The 14,447-nt window shown below is 50.8% G+C and carries 13 protein-coding genes; 9 read left to right on the top strand and 4 right to left on the bottom strand.

What is annotated here, in order from left to right; all coding sequences use genetic code 11:
* The first annotated feature begins 43 nt into the window (after window positions 1-43).
* The 3 genes from nhaR (at window position 44) to fucP (ending at window position 4,765) form a co-directional block, all read left to right on the top strand.
* Window positions 44-946 (top strand): transcriptional activator NhaR, encoded by a 903-nt coding sequence (nhaR, locus tag QLH52_RS09670; protein WP_319961397.1) that lies wholly within the window; start codon window positions 44-46, stop codon window positions 944-946.
* Window positions 947-1,294: 348 nt separating this feature from the next.
* Window positions 1,295-3,487, top strand: coding sequence for a glycoside hydrolase family 3 N-terminal domain-containing protein (locus QLH52_RS09665; protein WP_319961396.1), 2,193 nt, complete (start codon window positions 1,295-1,297; stop codon window positions 3,485-3,487).
* 21 nt (window positions 3,488-3,508) lie between these two features.
* Window positions 3,509-4,765, top strand: a complete 1,257-nt coding sequence (gene fucP, locus QLH52_RS09660; protein WP_319961395.1) for an L-fucose:H+ symporter permease — start codon at window positions 3,509-3,511, stop codon at window positions 4,763-4,765.
* A 13-nt stretch (window positions 4,766-4,778) separates the two neighbouring features.
* Here the strand turns inward: fucP and QLH52_RS09655 are convergent, their stop codons facing one another.
* The 3 genes from QLH52_RS09655 to QLH52_RS09645 are packed head-to-tail and all read right to left on the bottom strand — an operon-like array spanning window position 4,779 to window position 7,287.
* Window positions 4,779-5,873, bottom strand: coding sequence for a protein-glutamate methylesterase/protein-glutamine glutaminase (locus QLH52_RS09655; protein WP_033156663.1), 1,095 nt, complete (start codon window positions 5,871-5,873; stop codon window positions 4,779-4,781).
* 29 nt (window positions 5,874-5,902) lie between these two features.
* Window positions 5,903-6,499, bottom strand: coding sequence for a chemotaxis protein CheD (locus QLH52_RS09650; protein ID WP_033156662.1), 597 nt, complete (start codon window positions 6,497-6,499; stop codon window positions 5,903-5,905).
* Window positions 6,496-7,287: a CheR family methyltransferase gene (locus QLH52_RS09645; protein ID WP_319961424.1), complete on the bottom strand. Its 792-nt coding sequence runs from the start codon at window positions 7,285-7,287 to the stop codon at window positions 6,496-6,498. Before QLH52_RS09645 ends, QLH52_RS09650 begins: the two co-directional genes overlap by 4 nt.
* Before the next feature lie 182 nt (window positions 7,288-7,469).
* Here QLH52_RS09645 and QLH52_RS09640 point away from each other — a divergent pair, with 182 nt between their 5' ends.
* The 6 genes from QLH52_RS09640 to QLH52_RS09615 all read left to right on the top strand — a co-directional run bounded on the left by QLH52_RS09640 (window position 7,470) and on the right by QLH52_RS09615 (window position 13,944).
* Window positions 7,470-8,678: a methyl-accepting chemotaxis protein gene (locus QLH52_RS09640; protein ID WP_033156660.1), complete on the top strand. Its 1,209-nt coding sequence runs from the start codon at window positions 7,470-7,472 to the stop codon at window positions 8,676-8,678.
* Window positions 8,679-8,698: 20 nt separating this feature from the next.
* Window positions 8,699-9,067 (top strand): response regulator, encoded by a 369-nt coding sequence (locus QLH52_RS09635; RefSeq protein WP_033156659.1) that lies wholly within the window; start codon window positions 8,699-8,701, stop codon window positions 9,065-9,067.
* 31 nt (window positions 9,068-9,098) lie between these two features.
* Window positions 9,099-9,431, top strand: a complete 333-nt coding sequence (locus tag QLH52_RS09630; RefSeq protein ID WP_033156658.1) for an STAS domain-containing protein — start codon at window positions 9,099-9,101, stop codon at window positions 9,429-9,431.
* Complete coding sequence (locus QLH52_RS09625; protein WP_319961394.1) at window positions 9,428-11,620, top strand: chemotaxis protein CheA; 2,193 nt, start codon at window positions 9,428-9,430, stop codon at window positions 11,618-11,620. Before QLH52_RS09630 ends, QLH52_RS09625 begins: the two co-directional genes overlap by 4 nt.
* Window positions 11,621-11,740: 120 nt before the next feature.
* A complete protein-coding gene (locus QLH52_RS09620) occupies window positions 11,741-13,381 on the top strand; it encodes a methyl-accepting chemotaxis protein (RefSeq protein WP_033156656.1) in 1,641 nt (546 codons plus the stop codon).
* Between the two features lie 17 nt (window positions 13,382-13,398).
* Complete coding sequence (locus QLH52_RS09615) at window positions 13,399-13,944, top strand: chemotaxis protein CheW (protein ID WP_319961393.1); 546 nt, start codon at window positions 13,399-13,401, stop codon at window positions 13,942-13,944.
* A gap of 110 nt (window positions 13,945-14,054) precedes the next feature.
* Here the strand turns inward: QLH52_RS09615 and QLH52_RS09610 are convergent, their stop codons facing one another.
* Window positions 14,055-14,438 carry a bacteriohemerythrin gene (locus tag QLH52_RS09610; protein ID WP_033156654.1) on the bottom strand — a complete coding sequence of 128 codons (384 nt, stop codon included), beginning with the start codon at window positions 14,436-14,438 and terminating at the stop codon, window positions 14,055-14,057.
* Window positions 14,439-14,447 lie beyond the last annotated feature (9 nt).

Here is a 14,447-nt window from a genome sequence, read left to right as displayed (position 1 = left end):
TGTTTAGAATTAATTCATCGTAAATTCCTATACATTGAGCGCTATGGAACGTATCAACTACCAACATTTGTTTTATTTCTGGAATGTCGCGCGTGAAGAAAGCATCACTCGCGCTTGCGAGAAACTGCATTTGGCGCAACCGACCATCAGCGGCCAATTAGCGGTGTTGGAACAGCAAATCGGCGAAAAACTTTTTTATAAACAGGGCCGTAAACTGGTGCTCACCGACACCGGGCGGGTGGTATTTAATTACGCGGAAGAAATCTTTTCGCTGGGCCGAGAGTTAAGTAACACCTTAAAAGGCCGACCGACCGGCAGGGCTCTGCGTCTGGTGGTGGGCGTGGCGGATGCGTTACCGAAAATGGTGGTTTACCGCTTGCTGGCGCCGGCTTTTCGCTTACCGGAGTCGGTGCAGATTCTGTGTTACGAGGACAAAACCGAGCGGCTTTTGAGTGAGATGGTCATGCAAGGGATGGATATAGTCTTGTCCGATGCGCCGCTGACACCAACCAGTGGCGCCAAAGCGTTTAACCATCTGCTGGGCGAATGCGGGGTTACCGTGTTCGGCGCGCCGGCTTTGGCCGCGACCTATAGGCAAAATTTCCCGCGCTGCTTGAGTGGCGCACCGTTCCTGCTGCCCACCGCCAATACTTCGTTGCGGCGCTCGCTGGATCAATGGTTCGACGCCGAAAGCATCAGCCCGGCTATCCAGGCCGAAATTGAAGACAGCGCGTTGATCAAAACCTTTGGCAGTGGTGGCGTGGGTTTGTTTGTCGCACCGAGTAATGTCGAAGCCGAAATCCAAAGCCAATACGGCGTGGAAGCCATCGGCCGTATCGAGTCGGTGCATGAACGTTTTTACGCCATCACCATGCGCCGCAAACTCAAGCATCCGGCCGTGACCGCGATTTTGGAGAATGCGCGGGTTAAATTATTTCCGGAATGACAATCCTGAGAATGGTTCATCCGGTGTGGCAGTTGCCACGAAAAACACCAAGCCAGTCTCTATGCCGCCGCTGCTCTTAAAATATGAGACAGCATCTTCAGGTCTGGATAAACTATTCCGGGTCTCTTATGGGCACTTGCCGCTGACATGAGCGAATTATCGCCGGCTATGATGTGCCGATTTTTACAGATAACTACGAATGCCTTGCTATCGTTGATCGGATTTTTGCCGTGAGGCCGGCAGGTAGATAAAACGATTGAGCGGGCATCAATCAAACCTTAAGTTAATCTCTTGAAAACAAAATTAGCTTTCTTAATTCTTTCCCTATTCGTGGCTTTGGAGTCCGGCGTGAGTGCAGAAGAAACAAACGACAATGTTGAAATGCAGGTTCAGGCCTTGCTGGCGCAAATGAGCCTGGAAGAAAAAGTCGGACAGATGACGCAGATCGACTTTAGCGTGGTTTCGGTCTTGAATGGCGAGGTAGCCGATAATCCTATCGATCAGGCCAAACTGGAAGACGCAATCTTGAACCGGCATATCGGTTCAATACTCAACACGCCCACCACACCGAACAACCAAACTCAGCCCATCGAAAAATGGCGGCGGATGACCCAAGCGATACGCGACGTGGCGGCAAAAAGCCGGCTGAAAATTCCGGTGCTGTACGGTATCGACGCGATTCATGGTGCAACTTACACCGAAAACGCAGTGCTGTTTCCGCAAGCCATCAGCATGGCGGCGACGTTTAATCCGGATTTAGCTTTCAAGGAAGGCGAAGTGACCGCGCGGGAAGTCAAGGCGTCGGGTTTGGATTGGAATTTCATGCCGGTGATGGACATCGGCCGGCAACCGTTGTGGCCGCGCTTGTGGGAAACTTATGGTGAGGACGTACATTTGGCGGTGACCATGGGCAGTGCCTACATCCATGGTCATCACGGCGACGACTTTGCGGACGCCGACAAGGCGCCAACTTGCTTGAAACATTACGTCGGCTACAGCTATCCCTTGAACGGCAAGGACCGCACCCCGGCCTGGATAGGCGAACGAGCTTTGCGCGAATATTTTCTGCCGAGCTTCGAAGCGGGTGTGAAAGCCGGATCGCCGACGGTGATGGTCAATTCCGCCGAAGTGGACGGCATTCCCGGTCACGTCAACCATCATTATCTGAATACGATTTTGCGCGGCGAAATGGGCTTTAAGGGCTTCACCGTCTCCGATTGGGCGGACATCAGCCGTTTATACACCCGCGACAAGCTGGCGGCCTCGCCGCGCGAAGCGGTCAAGATGGCAGTGATGGCCGGCATCGATATGAGCATGGTGCCGTTCGATTATTCGTTTTACGACTTGTTGCTGGATTTAGCCAAAACCGGCGAAGTGCCGATGAGTCGTATCGACGAGGCGGTGTCGCGTATTTTGCGGGTGAAATATCAAAGCGGTTTGTTTGACAGGCACGAACCGGCGTTGGCGGTGGAAGGCAATTTTCTGACCGAAGACGCGGTTACCGCGAATCGGCAAGCGGCGCGGGAAGCCATAATTTTGGCGAAAAACGAGCAGCATATTCTGCCTTTGAACAAGCAGGCCAGTATTCTGGTCACCGGGCCGACCGCGAACTTGTTGAGCGTGATGAACGGTGGCTGGACCATCACCTGGCAGGGCGCTACCGAACATTTGTATCCCAAAGACAAGCCCACTTTGTTACAAGCCATTCAGCAGAAAACCACTGGCAAAGTGACGTACGTGGGCGGCAAAAATTTCAGCGATGAAATCAATATCGAGCAGGCGGTAACGCAAGCCCGGCAACACGATGTGGTGATTTTGGCGCTGGGCGAAAAAACCTATACCGAAACCGAAGGCAATATCGAATCCCTGCATTTGGACCCGGTACAGTTGCAACTGGCCAGAGCGATCTTCGAAATCGGCAAGCCCGTGGTTTTAGTCACGTTCGGCGGCCGGCCGCGCATCATTACCGAAGTGGCCAACAAGGCGCAGGCGGTGGTGTTGGGCTTTTTGCCGGGCATGGAAGGCGGGGCAGCGATGGCCGATATTCTGTTCGGCGACACCAACCCCAGCGGCAAGTTGCCGATTTCCTATCCGCGCGATGTTAACGATATTGTGATGTACGATCACAAGCCGATAGAGGCTTTTGAGAGCAATCAGTATCGGCCTTTGTATCCATTTGGTCACGGTTTGAGTTACACCACCTTCCAGACCAGCGGCCTACGTCTGAGCAAAGACAATATTGTCATGGGCGAGAATATCGACCTGACGGTTAAGGTGAAAAATACCGGCACGCTGACCGGCAAGGAGACCGTGATGGTTTACCTGCACGATGTCGCCGCTTCGGTTTCGCGGCCACTAAAACAGCTAAAGGCGTTTAAAAAAGTTGAGTTAAAACCTGGCGCGGAGCAGACCTTGCAATTTAGCTTAACGCCGCAGGATATGTCTTTTATTGGCGTGGATATGCGGCGCATCGTCGAGCCGGGCGAGTTTGAGGTGATGGTCGGTAACGAGACCGCACGTTTTCAGGTCCTCAAACCCTAAATCAATATGCGGGATTCACTCATGCAGGATCAACAAAACCTTGATAGACAGTCATATACGCGCTCATTAGCTATTCTGACTTCGCTGTTTTTTATTTGGGGATTTATCACCTGTCTTAACGACATCCTGATCCCGCATTTGAAGGCGGTGTTTACGCTGAGTTACACCCAGGCGATGCTGATCCAGTTTTGTTTCTTTACCGCTTACTTTCTGATGTCGGTGCCCAGCGGCTATCTGGTGGAAAAAATCGATTACAAGGGCGGCATCATCGTCGGCTTGGCGATTGCCGGTGGCGGCTGTTTGCTGTTTTATCCGGCGGCTGGCTTGCATTCCTATCCCTTATTTTTGGCGGCGTTTTTTGTATTGGCGTCCGGGATTACCTTGCTACAGGTTTCTGCCAACCCTTACGTGACTGTGCTGGGCGATCCGCACACTGCGTCCAGTCGTTTAACCTTGACGCAGGCGTTTAACTCCTTGGGTACCACGCTGGCGCCGTATTTTGGCGCATTGTTTATTTTGTCGAATGCGGTGAAAAGCGCCGAGGAAATAAAGCTGCTCGACGCCGAGCAATTGTCTGCGTATCAGGCCGCGGAAGCGGCGGCGGTGCAGAATCCGTATTTATGTCTCGCGGCAGTCTTGTTTTTCATGGCGGCAGTGTTTGCGATGTTGAAGTTGCCTAAGATTAACCAGCAAGCCGAGGCAACCGGCCCAAATGCAGTGGATGGCAGCGCCTGGCACTATTCGCATCTGTTGTTGGGTGCGGTGGCGATTTTTGTTTACGTCGGCGGTGAAGTGTCGATTGGCAGCTTTCTGGTTAATTTTCTGGGCGAGCCGCATATAGCCGGTTTGGCTGAGCAGGAGGCCGGCAAATACGTGTCGTTTTACTGGGGCGGGGCGATGGTCGGCCGGTTTATTGGGTCGGCGGTGATGCAGAAAATCCATCCCGGCAAAGTGTTGGCCTTTAACGCTTTGGCGGCGGCTGGTTTGGTGTTGGCGACGATGTTGGGCAGCGGCATACTGGCTATGGTTACCATCCTGGCGGTAGGTTTGTGCAATTCCATCATGTTTCCCACCATCTTTTCGCTGGCTTTGACCGGCTTGGGCAGGCATACCGGCCAAGGCTCCGGCATACTCTGCGCCGCCATCGTCGGTGGGGCTATTTTACCTTTGCTGCAAGGGGCGTTTGCGGATCGTATTGGCATTCAGCAGGCTTTTTTCATCCCTTTACTCTGTTATTTATATATCGCCTATTACGGTTACCGCTGTCGCCGCTTGTAGATAAAACCGGCCTTTAACCTTTCAAGAATTTTGCCCGATTCGGCGATTGCATGATCAAATTCGGGATAGCTGATAAAGGCAATTCGCCGTCGGTGCCGCCCAGTTTTACTGCTTCCTTGGGCATGCCGTAGACCACGCAACTGGCTTCGTCTTGGGCCACGCAAAGTGCGCCGGTATCGTGTAATTCTTTCATTCCATGGGCGCCGTCGTCGCCCATGCCGGTCATGATTATGCCCAGTACGTTTTTGCCGGCAGCTTGCGCGGCCGAGCGGAACAACACATCCACCGATGGCCGATGGCGGCTTACCAAGGGGCCATCCTTGATTTCCACCCGGTATTGGGCGCCGCTGCGGCGCAACAGCATGTGTTTGCCGCCGGGCGCGATCAAAGCCAGGCCGGGAATGACCCGGTCGTTTTGCTCGGCCTCTTTAACTGTAATTTGGCACAGGCTGTCCAGCCGTTTGGCAAATGCGGCGGTAAATGCCTCCGGCATGTGCTGCACAATGACGATTCCCGGCGTGGTACGGGGTAATCGCGTCAATACGTATTCCAGAGCCTGGGTGCCGCCGGTTGATGTGCCAATGGCGACGACGCGATCGGTGGTTTCCGTCATCGAGATCAGGCTGGTCGGGGAAATGACGGCATCGGCGGTTAATTTCGGGCTGCCATCCAGAGGTTTGCCGCTTGGGATAGCCGATTTTTTTAGTCTGGCATGCGCAGCACCTTTAATCGCATCCGCCAGCAGGGTTTTCGAATCTTGCAAAAAGCCCTTCAGGTTGACGGTCGGTTTGGTGATGATGTCGACGGCACCGGCACTCATGGCCTGCATCGTCACTTCCGCGCCTTTTGCCGTGAGCGTCGAACAGATCACGACCGGCGTGGGATGTTCGTGCATTAGCTTCTTCAGGAAGGTGATGCCGTCCATGCGTGGCATTTCGATGTCCAGGATGATGACATCCGGCCAGTCTTTTTCCATGCGGGTCAGGGCAAAGATGGGATCCGGCGCGGCACCGATCACTTTGACGCCAGGCAGGCTATCGAGCAATCCGGTTAATACCTGCCGGACCACGGCGGAGTCGTCGACAATAAATACTTTTGTGTCTGTCATAGTGTTGCCTGTTAATGGTCTTGGATGATTTACCAGAATTCGGCACTGCTTCTGGATTTTTCATGTTCGTCGATATTTTTCTTCCAGTAGCGGCGCTCTTCATTTTCAAGAGACAGTTGCTGATTGTGGTCGATTTTTTTGATAAACACCGAATAATCAGTACCGACGAAATGGACGTTTCTGCCGATATTGCCGCCTAGACAGGCACTAAGCATAGGAATGTTTTCTTTTTTTAAAAACTCTTTGATGAATAAAACATTCACGTCGCCCACGGTTTCCTTGCGGTTTTTGTCCTCTCGCAGTTTTAATACGTTGCCGCCGCCGAAGCATTTGGCTTGTAGATTGAGCCGGTTGGCACCCAGTTTCATCATTTCGTTGATCAGCAATTCCATCGCATAAATGCCGTAACGGCCCTCTTCGGATTCGATGATAGGCATGTTTTTGGAGTAGGAACGATAAGCCAGCAAAAAATGATTCATGCCAAATACCCGATTGATTGGGTCATATAGGCAGGCAGCCACGCACGAGCCCAATAGTGTTGAAATGACTTCCGGCTGGCGGGAGGCATAGAATTCGCCCGGATCGATGACGATACGCTGGGTATCTCGGAAGGGCAGGATTTTCATGGTTTCCGGTAGATAGAAGGCTTCAGCATTTGTAACTGTTCGGTGACCCGGTGCAGGCTTTCCGAATGACTGATGATGAAATGTCCGCCAGGCTTTAGCGCGGTAATCAGTCGTTCGACGACCTGCTTTTTGGTGTCTTGGTCAAAATAGATTAGAACATTACGCAGAAAAATTACGTCGAACCTCCCCAATGTATGCGGCAGTGAACTCATCAAATTAACCTGATCAAATTTGACGCGGCTGCGTAGTTTGTTGTCCACACGAAAAAAACCTTCCTGGCTGCGCACGCCGCGTAAACAATATTTTTCCAATAGGCGTTTGTCCATATGGTCCAGCCTATCCAGTGGATAGACGCCATGACGGGCAACTTCCAGCACTCGCGTGCTCAAATCGGAGCCGAAAATCTCCCAATTGCGCGTGCCTAGGTTCTCCGCTAATACCATTGCCAGAGTATAGGCTTCTTCTCCTGTCGAACTAGCCGCGCTCCAAACCCTAAAATGCTCGCCGCGCCAGGTCTTAAGAATGTGCTGTTGAAAAAATTCGAAGTGCTTTGGCTCCCGAAAAAAATACGTTTCATTGGTGGTCAGAATGTTGACCAGCGTTTGAAATTCATGGGGGTAATCGGGACTGACAGCCAGTTGGTAGTATTCCCCGTAATGTTCTAGCTGGTAATAATCGAGCCTTTTGGCCAGCCGGCTGGCTACCATGACTTTCTTTTCCGGCGTCAGAGCGATGCCGGCATGGTCGTAAATCAAACGTCTGAAGCGTTCGAATTCTTCGGTTGTGATCGGGGCAATAGTAATAAAACCGTCTCCGTTAGTAAGGATATGCGACGTAATTATGTCAGTAAATAATTACAGGAAGTGCTGAGAACTTAACATTAACGAAAAACCTAAGATGGTAGTGGGTTGAATGCAAATTTAAAACTCTCTACTATCTTTAACATACCCAAAACCCAGACGGAATTCCCATGCTTCGAAAACCTTATCCTGTAGCCAAGAGCCCCGGTCCACTTGGTTTTTATCTGTTAACGGTGGGGTTGGGTGTGACAGGTGGATTGTTGGCTTGCGTGCAAACCGGTTTCAGTTTGATCAGCTTGGGAGCTACTGCCGGGCTTGGTTTTGCCGGCGTCCTGATTGGGTCTACTTTGTACAATAAACAGCAAACCGCGCTGAATGAAGCTAATAACGCCTGGCGTGGCGACGAAGATTTAAAACTGCAAGAGCTTGAAGCATACGCCATTGAGCTGGAGCGGTTGTTTCTGCAAGTAGTGCCCATTTTGCTCAGACAAGTACAAACATCCAGAACGCATACCGAACAGGAAATCACCGTCCTGACCAGCCGTTTCGCCGCTATGGTTAATCAATTGGAGAGACTGATTTCCGGCGGTGCGCAGAATCGTCAAGGTCGTAGCGTGGATGTGTTATTCGGCGAAACCCGGGATGCTTTGACGGCGGTGTTAAAAGTTTTAAGTGAAATCCAGGACGTTGAGCATGCGGTAGTCGACGAGGTTCGTAAATTGTCCGCACATACCGGTCAACTGGACACGATGGCGCAGGAAGTGCGCAAGGTCGCTGAACAAATCAATTTACTGGCGCTGAATGCGGCTATCGAAGCCGCCCGGGCAGGCGAAAATGGCCGGGGTTTTGCGGTTGTTGCCGACGAAGTCCGTAAACTGGCCGGATTTTCGTCTTCCACCGGGGAAAAAATCAGCCACGCCATTGCCGATATCAACAAAGCCATGGCCTCGACGTTGAAAATGTCCGAGGCATCCGGCTCTTCCGATGACAAAGCGATCCGCGATGCCGAACACGCCATCCGCACCGCTCTGGACGATTTGCGGGTGGCTTTGGATATGTTCAGAAACGATGCGGATCAGTTACGCGGCAACAGCGCGCAAATTCGCGACGAGATTTTCTCGGTGTTGACGGCGTTCCAGTTTCAGGATCGGGTCAGCCAAATGCTGTCGCATGTCGAACATAATCTAAACAGCCTGCAAACTGCGGTAGATGCCACGCGCAGCAGCGGCGAGCGCCAAGCAAATAGCTTGGATGTCGGCGCCACATTGTCGAGAATGGAGCTTAGTTATACGATGCCGGAAGAGTTGTTGAATCACTCTTCAAGTGCGGCGGTCAGTCACCAAAGCACTTCCGCCAACGATGAGATTACATTTTTCTAAATTTGATGAAGGATTGACTAATGGCTAAAACCATCATGATTGTTGATGACTCGGCATCCATTCGACAGGTTGTCGGCATTGCCCTTAAGGGCGCCGGCTACGATGTGATTGAGGCCTGCGACGGCAGGGATGCACTGAGTAAATTAACCGGACAAAAAATCAATTTGATCATTACCGATGTGAATATGCCGAATATGGATGGCATAACCTTTGTGACGGAAGCCAAAAAACTCCCGGCTTACAAATTCACTCCGATGATGATGCTGACTACCGAAGCTGCCGACGATAAAAAACAGGCTGGCAAGGCGGCAGGCGCGAAAGCCTGGCTGACCAAACCCTTTCAAGCCCCCACTTTACTCGACGCGGTGTCCAAATTGGTGTTGCCTTAAAAACAACTCCATTGCACAAGGGGAGAAAACCTTGGCTATCCACCTAAAACAACAAAAAAAGGGTGTCACCCATCTAGCCATTCAGGGTGAATTGACCATCTACTCGGTGCTGGAACACAAACAAGCACTATCCCCGTATCTAAGCTCGGCTAAAGACGTGCAAATCGATCTTGCCGATGTCACTGAAATCGATAGCGCCGGTGTGCAACTGCTGATGTTTCTGAAGCAGGAAGCCGTCAGCCGCGATATCCGCTTTAGTCTTATTCAGCATAGCGAGGCGGTCGTTGAAGTGCTGGAACTGCTCAACCTGAGTAAGCATTTCGGCGACCCTATCGTAATCTCCGCAGATTGGAAAACATCATGAGCGAATTAGATGCGGCCTTAACGGTTTTCGCCCAAGAGGCTGAAGAGTTGTTAACTGATATGGAAGACGCTTTGTTGTCTCTGGAGAGTAAACCGGACGATAGCGAAACCATCAACAGTTTATTCAGGGCCATGCATACCATCAAAGGCTCTTCCGGATTGTTTGGTTTTAACGCCATTGTCGGCTTTACCCATGAAGCGGAGTCGGTCCTGGATAAAGTGCGTAACGGCGAACGCGGCATCGACGCGGAATTGATTTCTGTCTTGTTGGACAGCAAGGATCACACGGCTAAATTGATCGAACATTGTTTGACACAGAAAGACGCCGAGTTACCGGCAAGCTTGGCGGCGGACGGAGAGCGTTTGATTCGGCAATTGACCGGCCGGCAAACGACCGACATGCAGCAAAGCGACGATAGCGTCCAGCTGGAAATTGAAGGCGGCGGTGAAATATCGGTGGACGATAACTGGCTAATTTCTCTAGAGTTTCAGAAAGATGCCTTCAGAAACGGCATGGACCCCTTGTCGTTTATTCGCTATCTGCGCACCTTGGGTGAGATTAAACAGATTCTTACTGTAGCCCCGGAAATGCCGGTCGGTGACGACATGGACCCGGAAAGCTGCTATTTGCATTTCAAAATTGCTTTTCAGAGTGATGCGAATAAACAGACGATAGAGGCGGTATTTGATTTTGCCTCGGACGATTGCGATATCAAAATTTTGCCGCCTAATTCCAAGCTGGAGGAATATCTAAATCTGTTGAATGCCCAGGATGACAATCATGTCAGCCGCTTGGGCGATATGTTGGTGCAGGTTGGGGCGCTGACTCAAAATGATGTCAACCATGCTTTGCAACGTCAGCAGGCCAATATTGATTCCGAACAGGTTATCGTCCCCGGCAAACCCTTGGGAGAGATACTGGTCGAGCAACATGTCGTACAGCAGCCATTAGTCGATCAAGCGCTGAAAAAACAGGAACAGACCAAACAAAAACTGGCAAGCGAAGCCAATTACATCCGGGTCGATGCTACCAAACTGGGCCATTTGATCAATTTGGTCGGCGAGTTGGTGATTTCCAGTGCGGCGATGAATTTGATCGTCGAGAAGCATGGCCTCAGCGATGCCGGCGATGTGGTCGCCAGCATGAATGCCTTGGTCAGTAGTATCCGCGATACGGCTTTGGAATTGCGCATGGTACAAATCGGCGAAACCTTTTCCCGGTTTAAGCGTGTCGTACGCGATGTCAGCAAGGAGTTGAATAAAGACATCGAACTTTATATCAGTGGTGGTGAAACAGAACTGGATAAAACGGTTGTCGAAAAAATCAACGATCCATTGACCCACTTGATCCGCAACGCCTTGGATCACGCCATCGAAAGTCCCGCGCAGAGGCTTGCTGCCGGCAAACCGGCACAAGGTACCGTGCAACTCAACGCCTATCACGAATCCGGGCATATCGTCATTCAAATTGCTGATGACGGCGCCGGTTTGAATAGCGAAAAAATACTTAACAAAGCATTGGCCAACGGCCTGATTAAACCCGATCACGATTTGTCCCAACAAGACATTCACAATCTGATATTCGCCGCCGGACTTAGCACCAAGGATCAAGCCACCAATTTATCCGGGCGCGGTGTCGGCATGGATGTGGTGAAAAAAAATATCGAAGCCTTACGCGGCTCCGTCGAGATAGACAGCGTAGAAGGCGAGGGCACCACCATTTCCATACGCTTACCGCTGACCCTGGCAATTATCGATGGTTTTATGGTCGGCACCGGTCAGGACCGCTACATCATCCCGTTGAGTATGGTGGACGAATGCATCGAGATGAACGCCAACGAATGCGAGATTGATGAATTACAGCATTACATTAATTTACGCGGCCAGGTTTTACCGTATTTGCGTTTAGCGGATTACTTTCGGAACGGTTCCCATGACACCACTAGGAAGCGCGAGAGCGTGGTGGTGGTCAAATTCGGGCAAAGCAAAGCCGGGTTTGTTGTCGATGAATTGCATGGCGAGCATCAAACTGTCATCAAGCCTTTGGGCAGGGTTTTCGAAAAACTTAAAGGTATTACCGGCGCTACGGTGTTGGGCGACGGTAATGTAGCTTTAATTTTAGATGTGCAGGGTCTGATTGACTCGGCAACCAGTTTTAAGCACCGAAAAGTGCCAATGTATGAACAGTGAACTGTCCCCTTTAAGACCGTAGATTCTATTTTTGCCAGTGAAAGGCTGCACTTTTGTCGGGAGAATTCCCCGTTACTTGAAGGCACTCTGTTCCGGCTTTAATTTATAAGGAATAAGAAAATGAAAATGACCGTGGTAAGAAAAATGATTTTACTGGTCGTGGTGGCCATTATTGGTTTGGCGGCTGTCGCCTGGATAGGCCAACGCAGTATGACCAGTGTCTATGAAAAAACAAATTTTGCAAATTTGAAGACCGTACCGGCGCTCTCGGCCCTCGGTGATGCCGGCCAGCGACTGGGACGTTTGCGGGTTCGGGTCTATCGGCATGTATTGACCGAGGATATTGCTGAAAAGGCAAAAGTCGAAGCAACGATCAAGGATGCGCAGGATGGTATTGAGAAGGCGTTTGCACTGGTGGAAAAAACGGTCGACGAGGGCAAAGACCGCAAGTTGTTCGAGGAAATGACAAAAACCTATAAGGAGTATGGGTTGTCTATCGATAAAATTATCGAGGTCTCTCGAAAAAATAATGATGCCGATAGTCGAGCGGCGCTGACAGCGGGTGCGCCAATCGCTGAGGAGTTCAACAGCAAAATCGATAGTTTCCAAGAATATGTCATTGAAGAGGGCAAAAAGTCTGCTGACGAAGCGGCGGCTGAAAAGGAAAGCGCAACCTTTATAGTGAATGTGATCAGTGCATCGATCTTGATATTCACGGGGATTCTGGGCTGGGTAATTACTCGTGGCATTATTCTGCCCTTGAATGAACTGCAACGGGTAGTGGACGCACTGGCGCAAGGAGAATTTAGTACCGCCATTAATATCAATCGTGAAGACGAAATCGGCGTGGTTGCCAACGCCTTGAAAGATATGCGCGGGCATTTGGTCAGAGTGGTGCAGGAAGTGCGTTCCAATTCAGAGGCCTTGTTGAGCGCATCGCAGCAAGTTAGTGCCACGGCGCAATCGATGAGTCAAATGGCCACCGAGCAAGCAGCAAGCGTGGAAGAAACGACTTCGTCGATTGAACAACTTAATTCGTCGGTACAACAAAATACCGAAAATGCCCACATCACCGAACAAATGGCCACCAAATCTGCCAGCGAAGCCCGCGATGGCGGTAATGCCGTGAACGAAACGGTAACGGCCATGAAACACATCGCCAAAAAAATTGGTTTAATCGAAGACATTGCTTACAAAACAAACCTGCTATCGTTAAACGCCGCCATCGAGGCCGCGTCCGCCGGTGAGCACGGAAAAGGTTTTGCGGTGGTAGCGGCAGAAGTGCGTAAGTTGGCGGAAAGTAGTCGGGTCACCGCCGAAGAGATCAATGAATTGGCCACTAATAGCGTGGCGATAGCTGAGAAAGCCGGTGGTTTGATCAGCGCAGTGGTGCCTAATATCGCTAAAACCGCCGATTTGGTTCAAGAAATTAATGCCGCGTCGATCGAACAATCCAGTGGCATCAATCAGATCAACGAAGCCATGCGCCAATTGGATAAGGCTACCCAGCAAAACGCCGCCAGTTCAGAAGAATTAGCAGCGACCTCAGAAGAATTAAATGGCCAAGCGACCCAACTGCAGCACGCCGTGGCCTTCTTTAAATTGGAGGAGGACAAAAGAGCGCAAAATTACAGATCGACTCCGCCTGCACCTCGCCCAAATAGAGGTCCGGTAAGTCCCAGCTATGCTGCTAAGCCTGCGGCTCCGGCTTTAGCGGATGGGTCGATTAATTTTAACGACAAAGACTTTGAGCGCTTTTAATCTCTGGAGAACAGACCATGAGTAATCTGATTCGGAGAGAAACCGGCCAGGCAGTGGCGGTTCAGGAGCAGGTAGGCCAATACCTGACTTTTTTAGTGGGGACAGAAAGTTTTGCCGTCAGCATTCTGGATGTGAAGGAAATTATCGAAATTGCCAACGTGACCCGGGTGCCGTTGACGCCGGACTATATTCACGGCGTGATCAATTTGCGCGGCAGCGTGGTGCCGGTAATCGATTTATCGGCACGATTAAGCCGGCATTGCTCGGAAGTCAGCAAGCGCAGTTGCATTGTGTTGGTGGCGGTTGAAACGGGCGAGGGTTCGCAACTGATCGGCATGTTGGTGGACGAAGTCCGGGAGATTTTGGAAATTCCGCCCGCCAATATCCAGCCGGCTCCGGATTTCGGTACCGATATTCGTACCGATTTTATTCAAGCCATGGCCCGTGTCGACGACGTATTTATTATACTTTTGGCGATTAGCCGGGTACTGTCGTTGGACGAGCTATCGTTACTAAACGACTTGGCGCAATCTCAAGACCATCTGCTCGCAAATGCGGACTAGGTTTTGATCTGGGAGCTATGCTGGAAGAATTTTCCGGCATTCTCCCAGCAGCTTGCCTTCTTCACGGCTAGGTAGCAGCACTCGTTGCTATCCTGTTAGGTGTTCTTCCGCTATTTCTGGGTTTTTAAATAAGTATTAATGGCAGCATCTTCCTCTGCCATATGAGTAATCCAGTCGCGCATGAAGCCGGACACGTCTATTTCCTGTCGTTTTTGCTGATGGATTCCAGCACTAAACGCGATCAGTTTCTCCAGCATCACATTATGCGTCTGCACATGATGTTGATATTCCGGATAGTCGTGCTGTTTCATAAAGGCTTCTTCAGCTTGAAAGTGCTCTCTAACGTGTTGATAAAGCAACATAATATTTTCGGCTAGCGCTTGCGTATCTTTCGAGCTCACCAATTGGTTTGCCAGATCGAAAATCTCTCTGTGCTGTTGGTCAACGGCTTCGTTTCCGAGCAGATATTGATTTTCCCAAACGAATTCGTTCATGTTATTTCC

Source organism: Methylomonas defluvii (assembly GCF_033949435.1).
GTDB classification, from domain to species: Bacteria; Pseudomonadota; Gammaproteobacteria; order Methylococcales; family Methylomonadaceae; genus Methylomonas; species Methylomonas defluvii.
This window is presented reverse-complemented; position numbering and strand designations above follow the sequence as displayed.

What these genes read in the sequence shown, in the direction of transcription:
- nhaR (WP_319961397.1), top strand. Translation starts at nt 44, where the DNA reads ATGGAACGTATCAACTACCAACATTTGTTTTATTTCTGGAATGTCGCG.
- fucP (WP_319961395.1), top strand. Translation starts at nt 3,509, where the DNA reads ATGCAGGATCAACAAAACCTTGATAGACAGTCATATACGCGCTCATTA.
- QLH52_RS09655 (WP_033156663.1), bottom strand. Translation starts at nt 5,873, where the DNA reads ATGACAGACACAAAAGTATTTATTGTCGACGACTCCGCCGTGGTCCGG.
- QLH52_RS09650 (WP_033156662.1), bottom strand. Translation starts at nt 6,499, where the DNA reads ATGAAAATCCTGCCCTTCCGAGATACCCAGCGTATCGTCATCGATCCG.
- QLH52_RS09640 (WP_033156660.1), top strand. Translation starts at nt 7,470, where the DNA reads ATGCTTCGAAAACCTTATCCTGTAGCCAAGAGCCCCGGTCCACTTGGT.
- QLH52_RS09635 (WP_033156659.1), top strand. Translation starts at nt 8,699, where the DNA reads ATGGCTAAAACCATCATGATTGTTGATGACTCGGCATCCATTCGACAG.
- QLH52_RS09625 (WP_319961394.1), top strand. Translation starts at nt 9,428, where the DNA reads ATGAGCGAATTAGATGCGGCCTTAACGGTTTTCGCCCAAGAGGCTGAA.
- QLH52_RS09620 (WP_033156656.1), top strand. Translation starts at nt 11,741, where the DNA reads ATGAAAATGACCGTGGTAAGAAAAATGATTTTACTGGTCGTGGTGGCC.
- QLH52_RS09615 (WP_319961393.1), top strand. Translation starts at nt 13,399, where the DNA reads ATGAGTAATCTGATTCGGAGAGAAACCGGCCAGGCAGTGGCGGTTCAG.
- QLH52_RS09610 (WP_033156654.1), bottom strand. Translation starts at nt 14,438, where the DNA reads ATGAACGAATTCGTTTGGGAAAATCAATATCTGCTCGGAAACGAAGCC.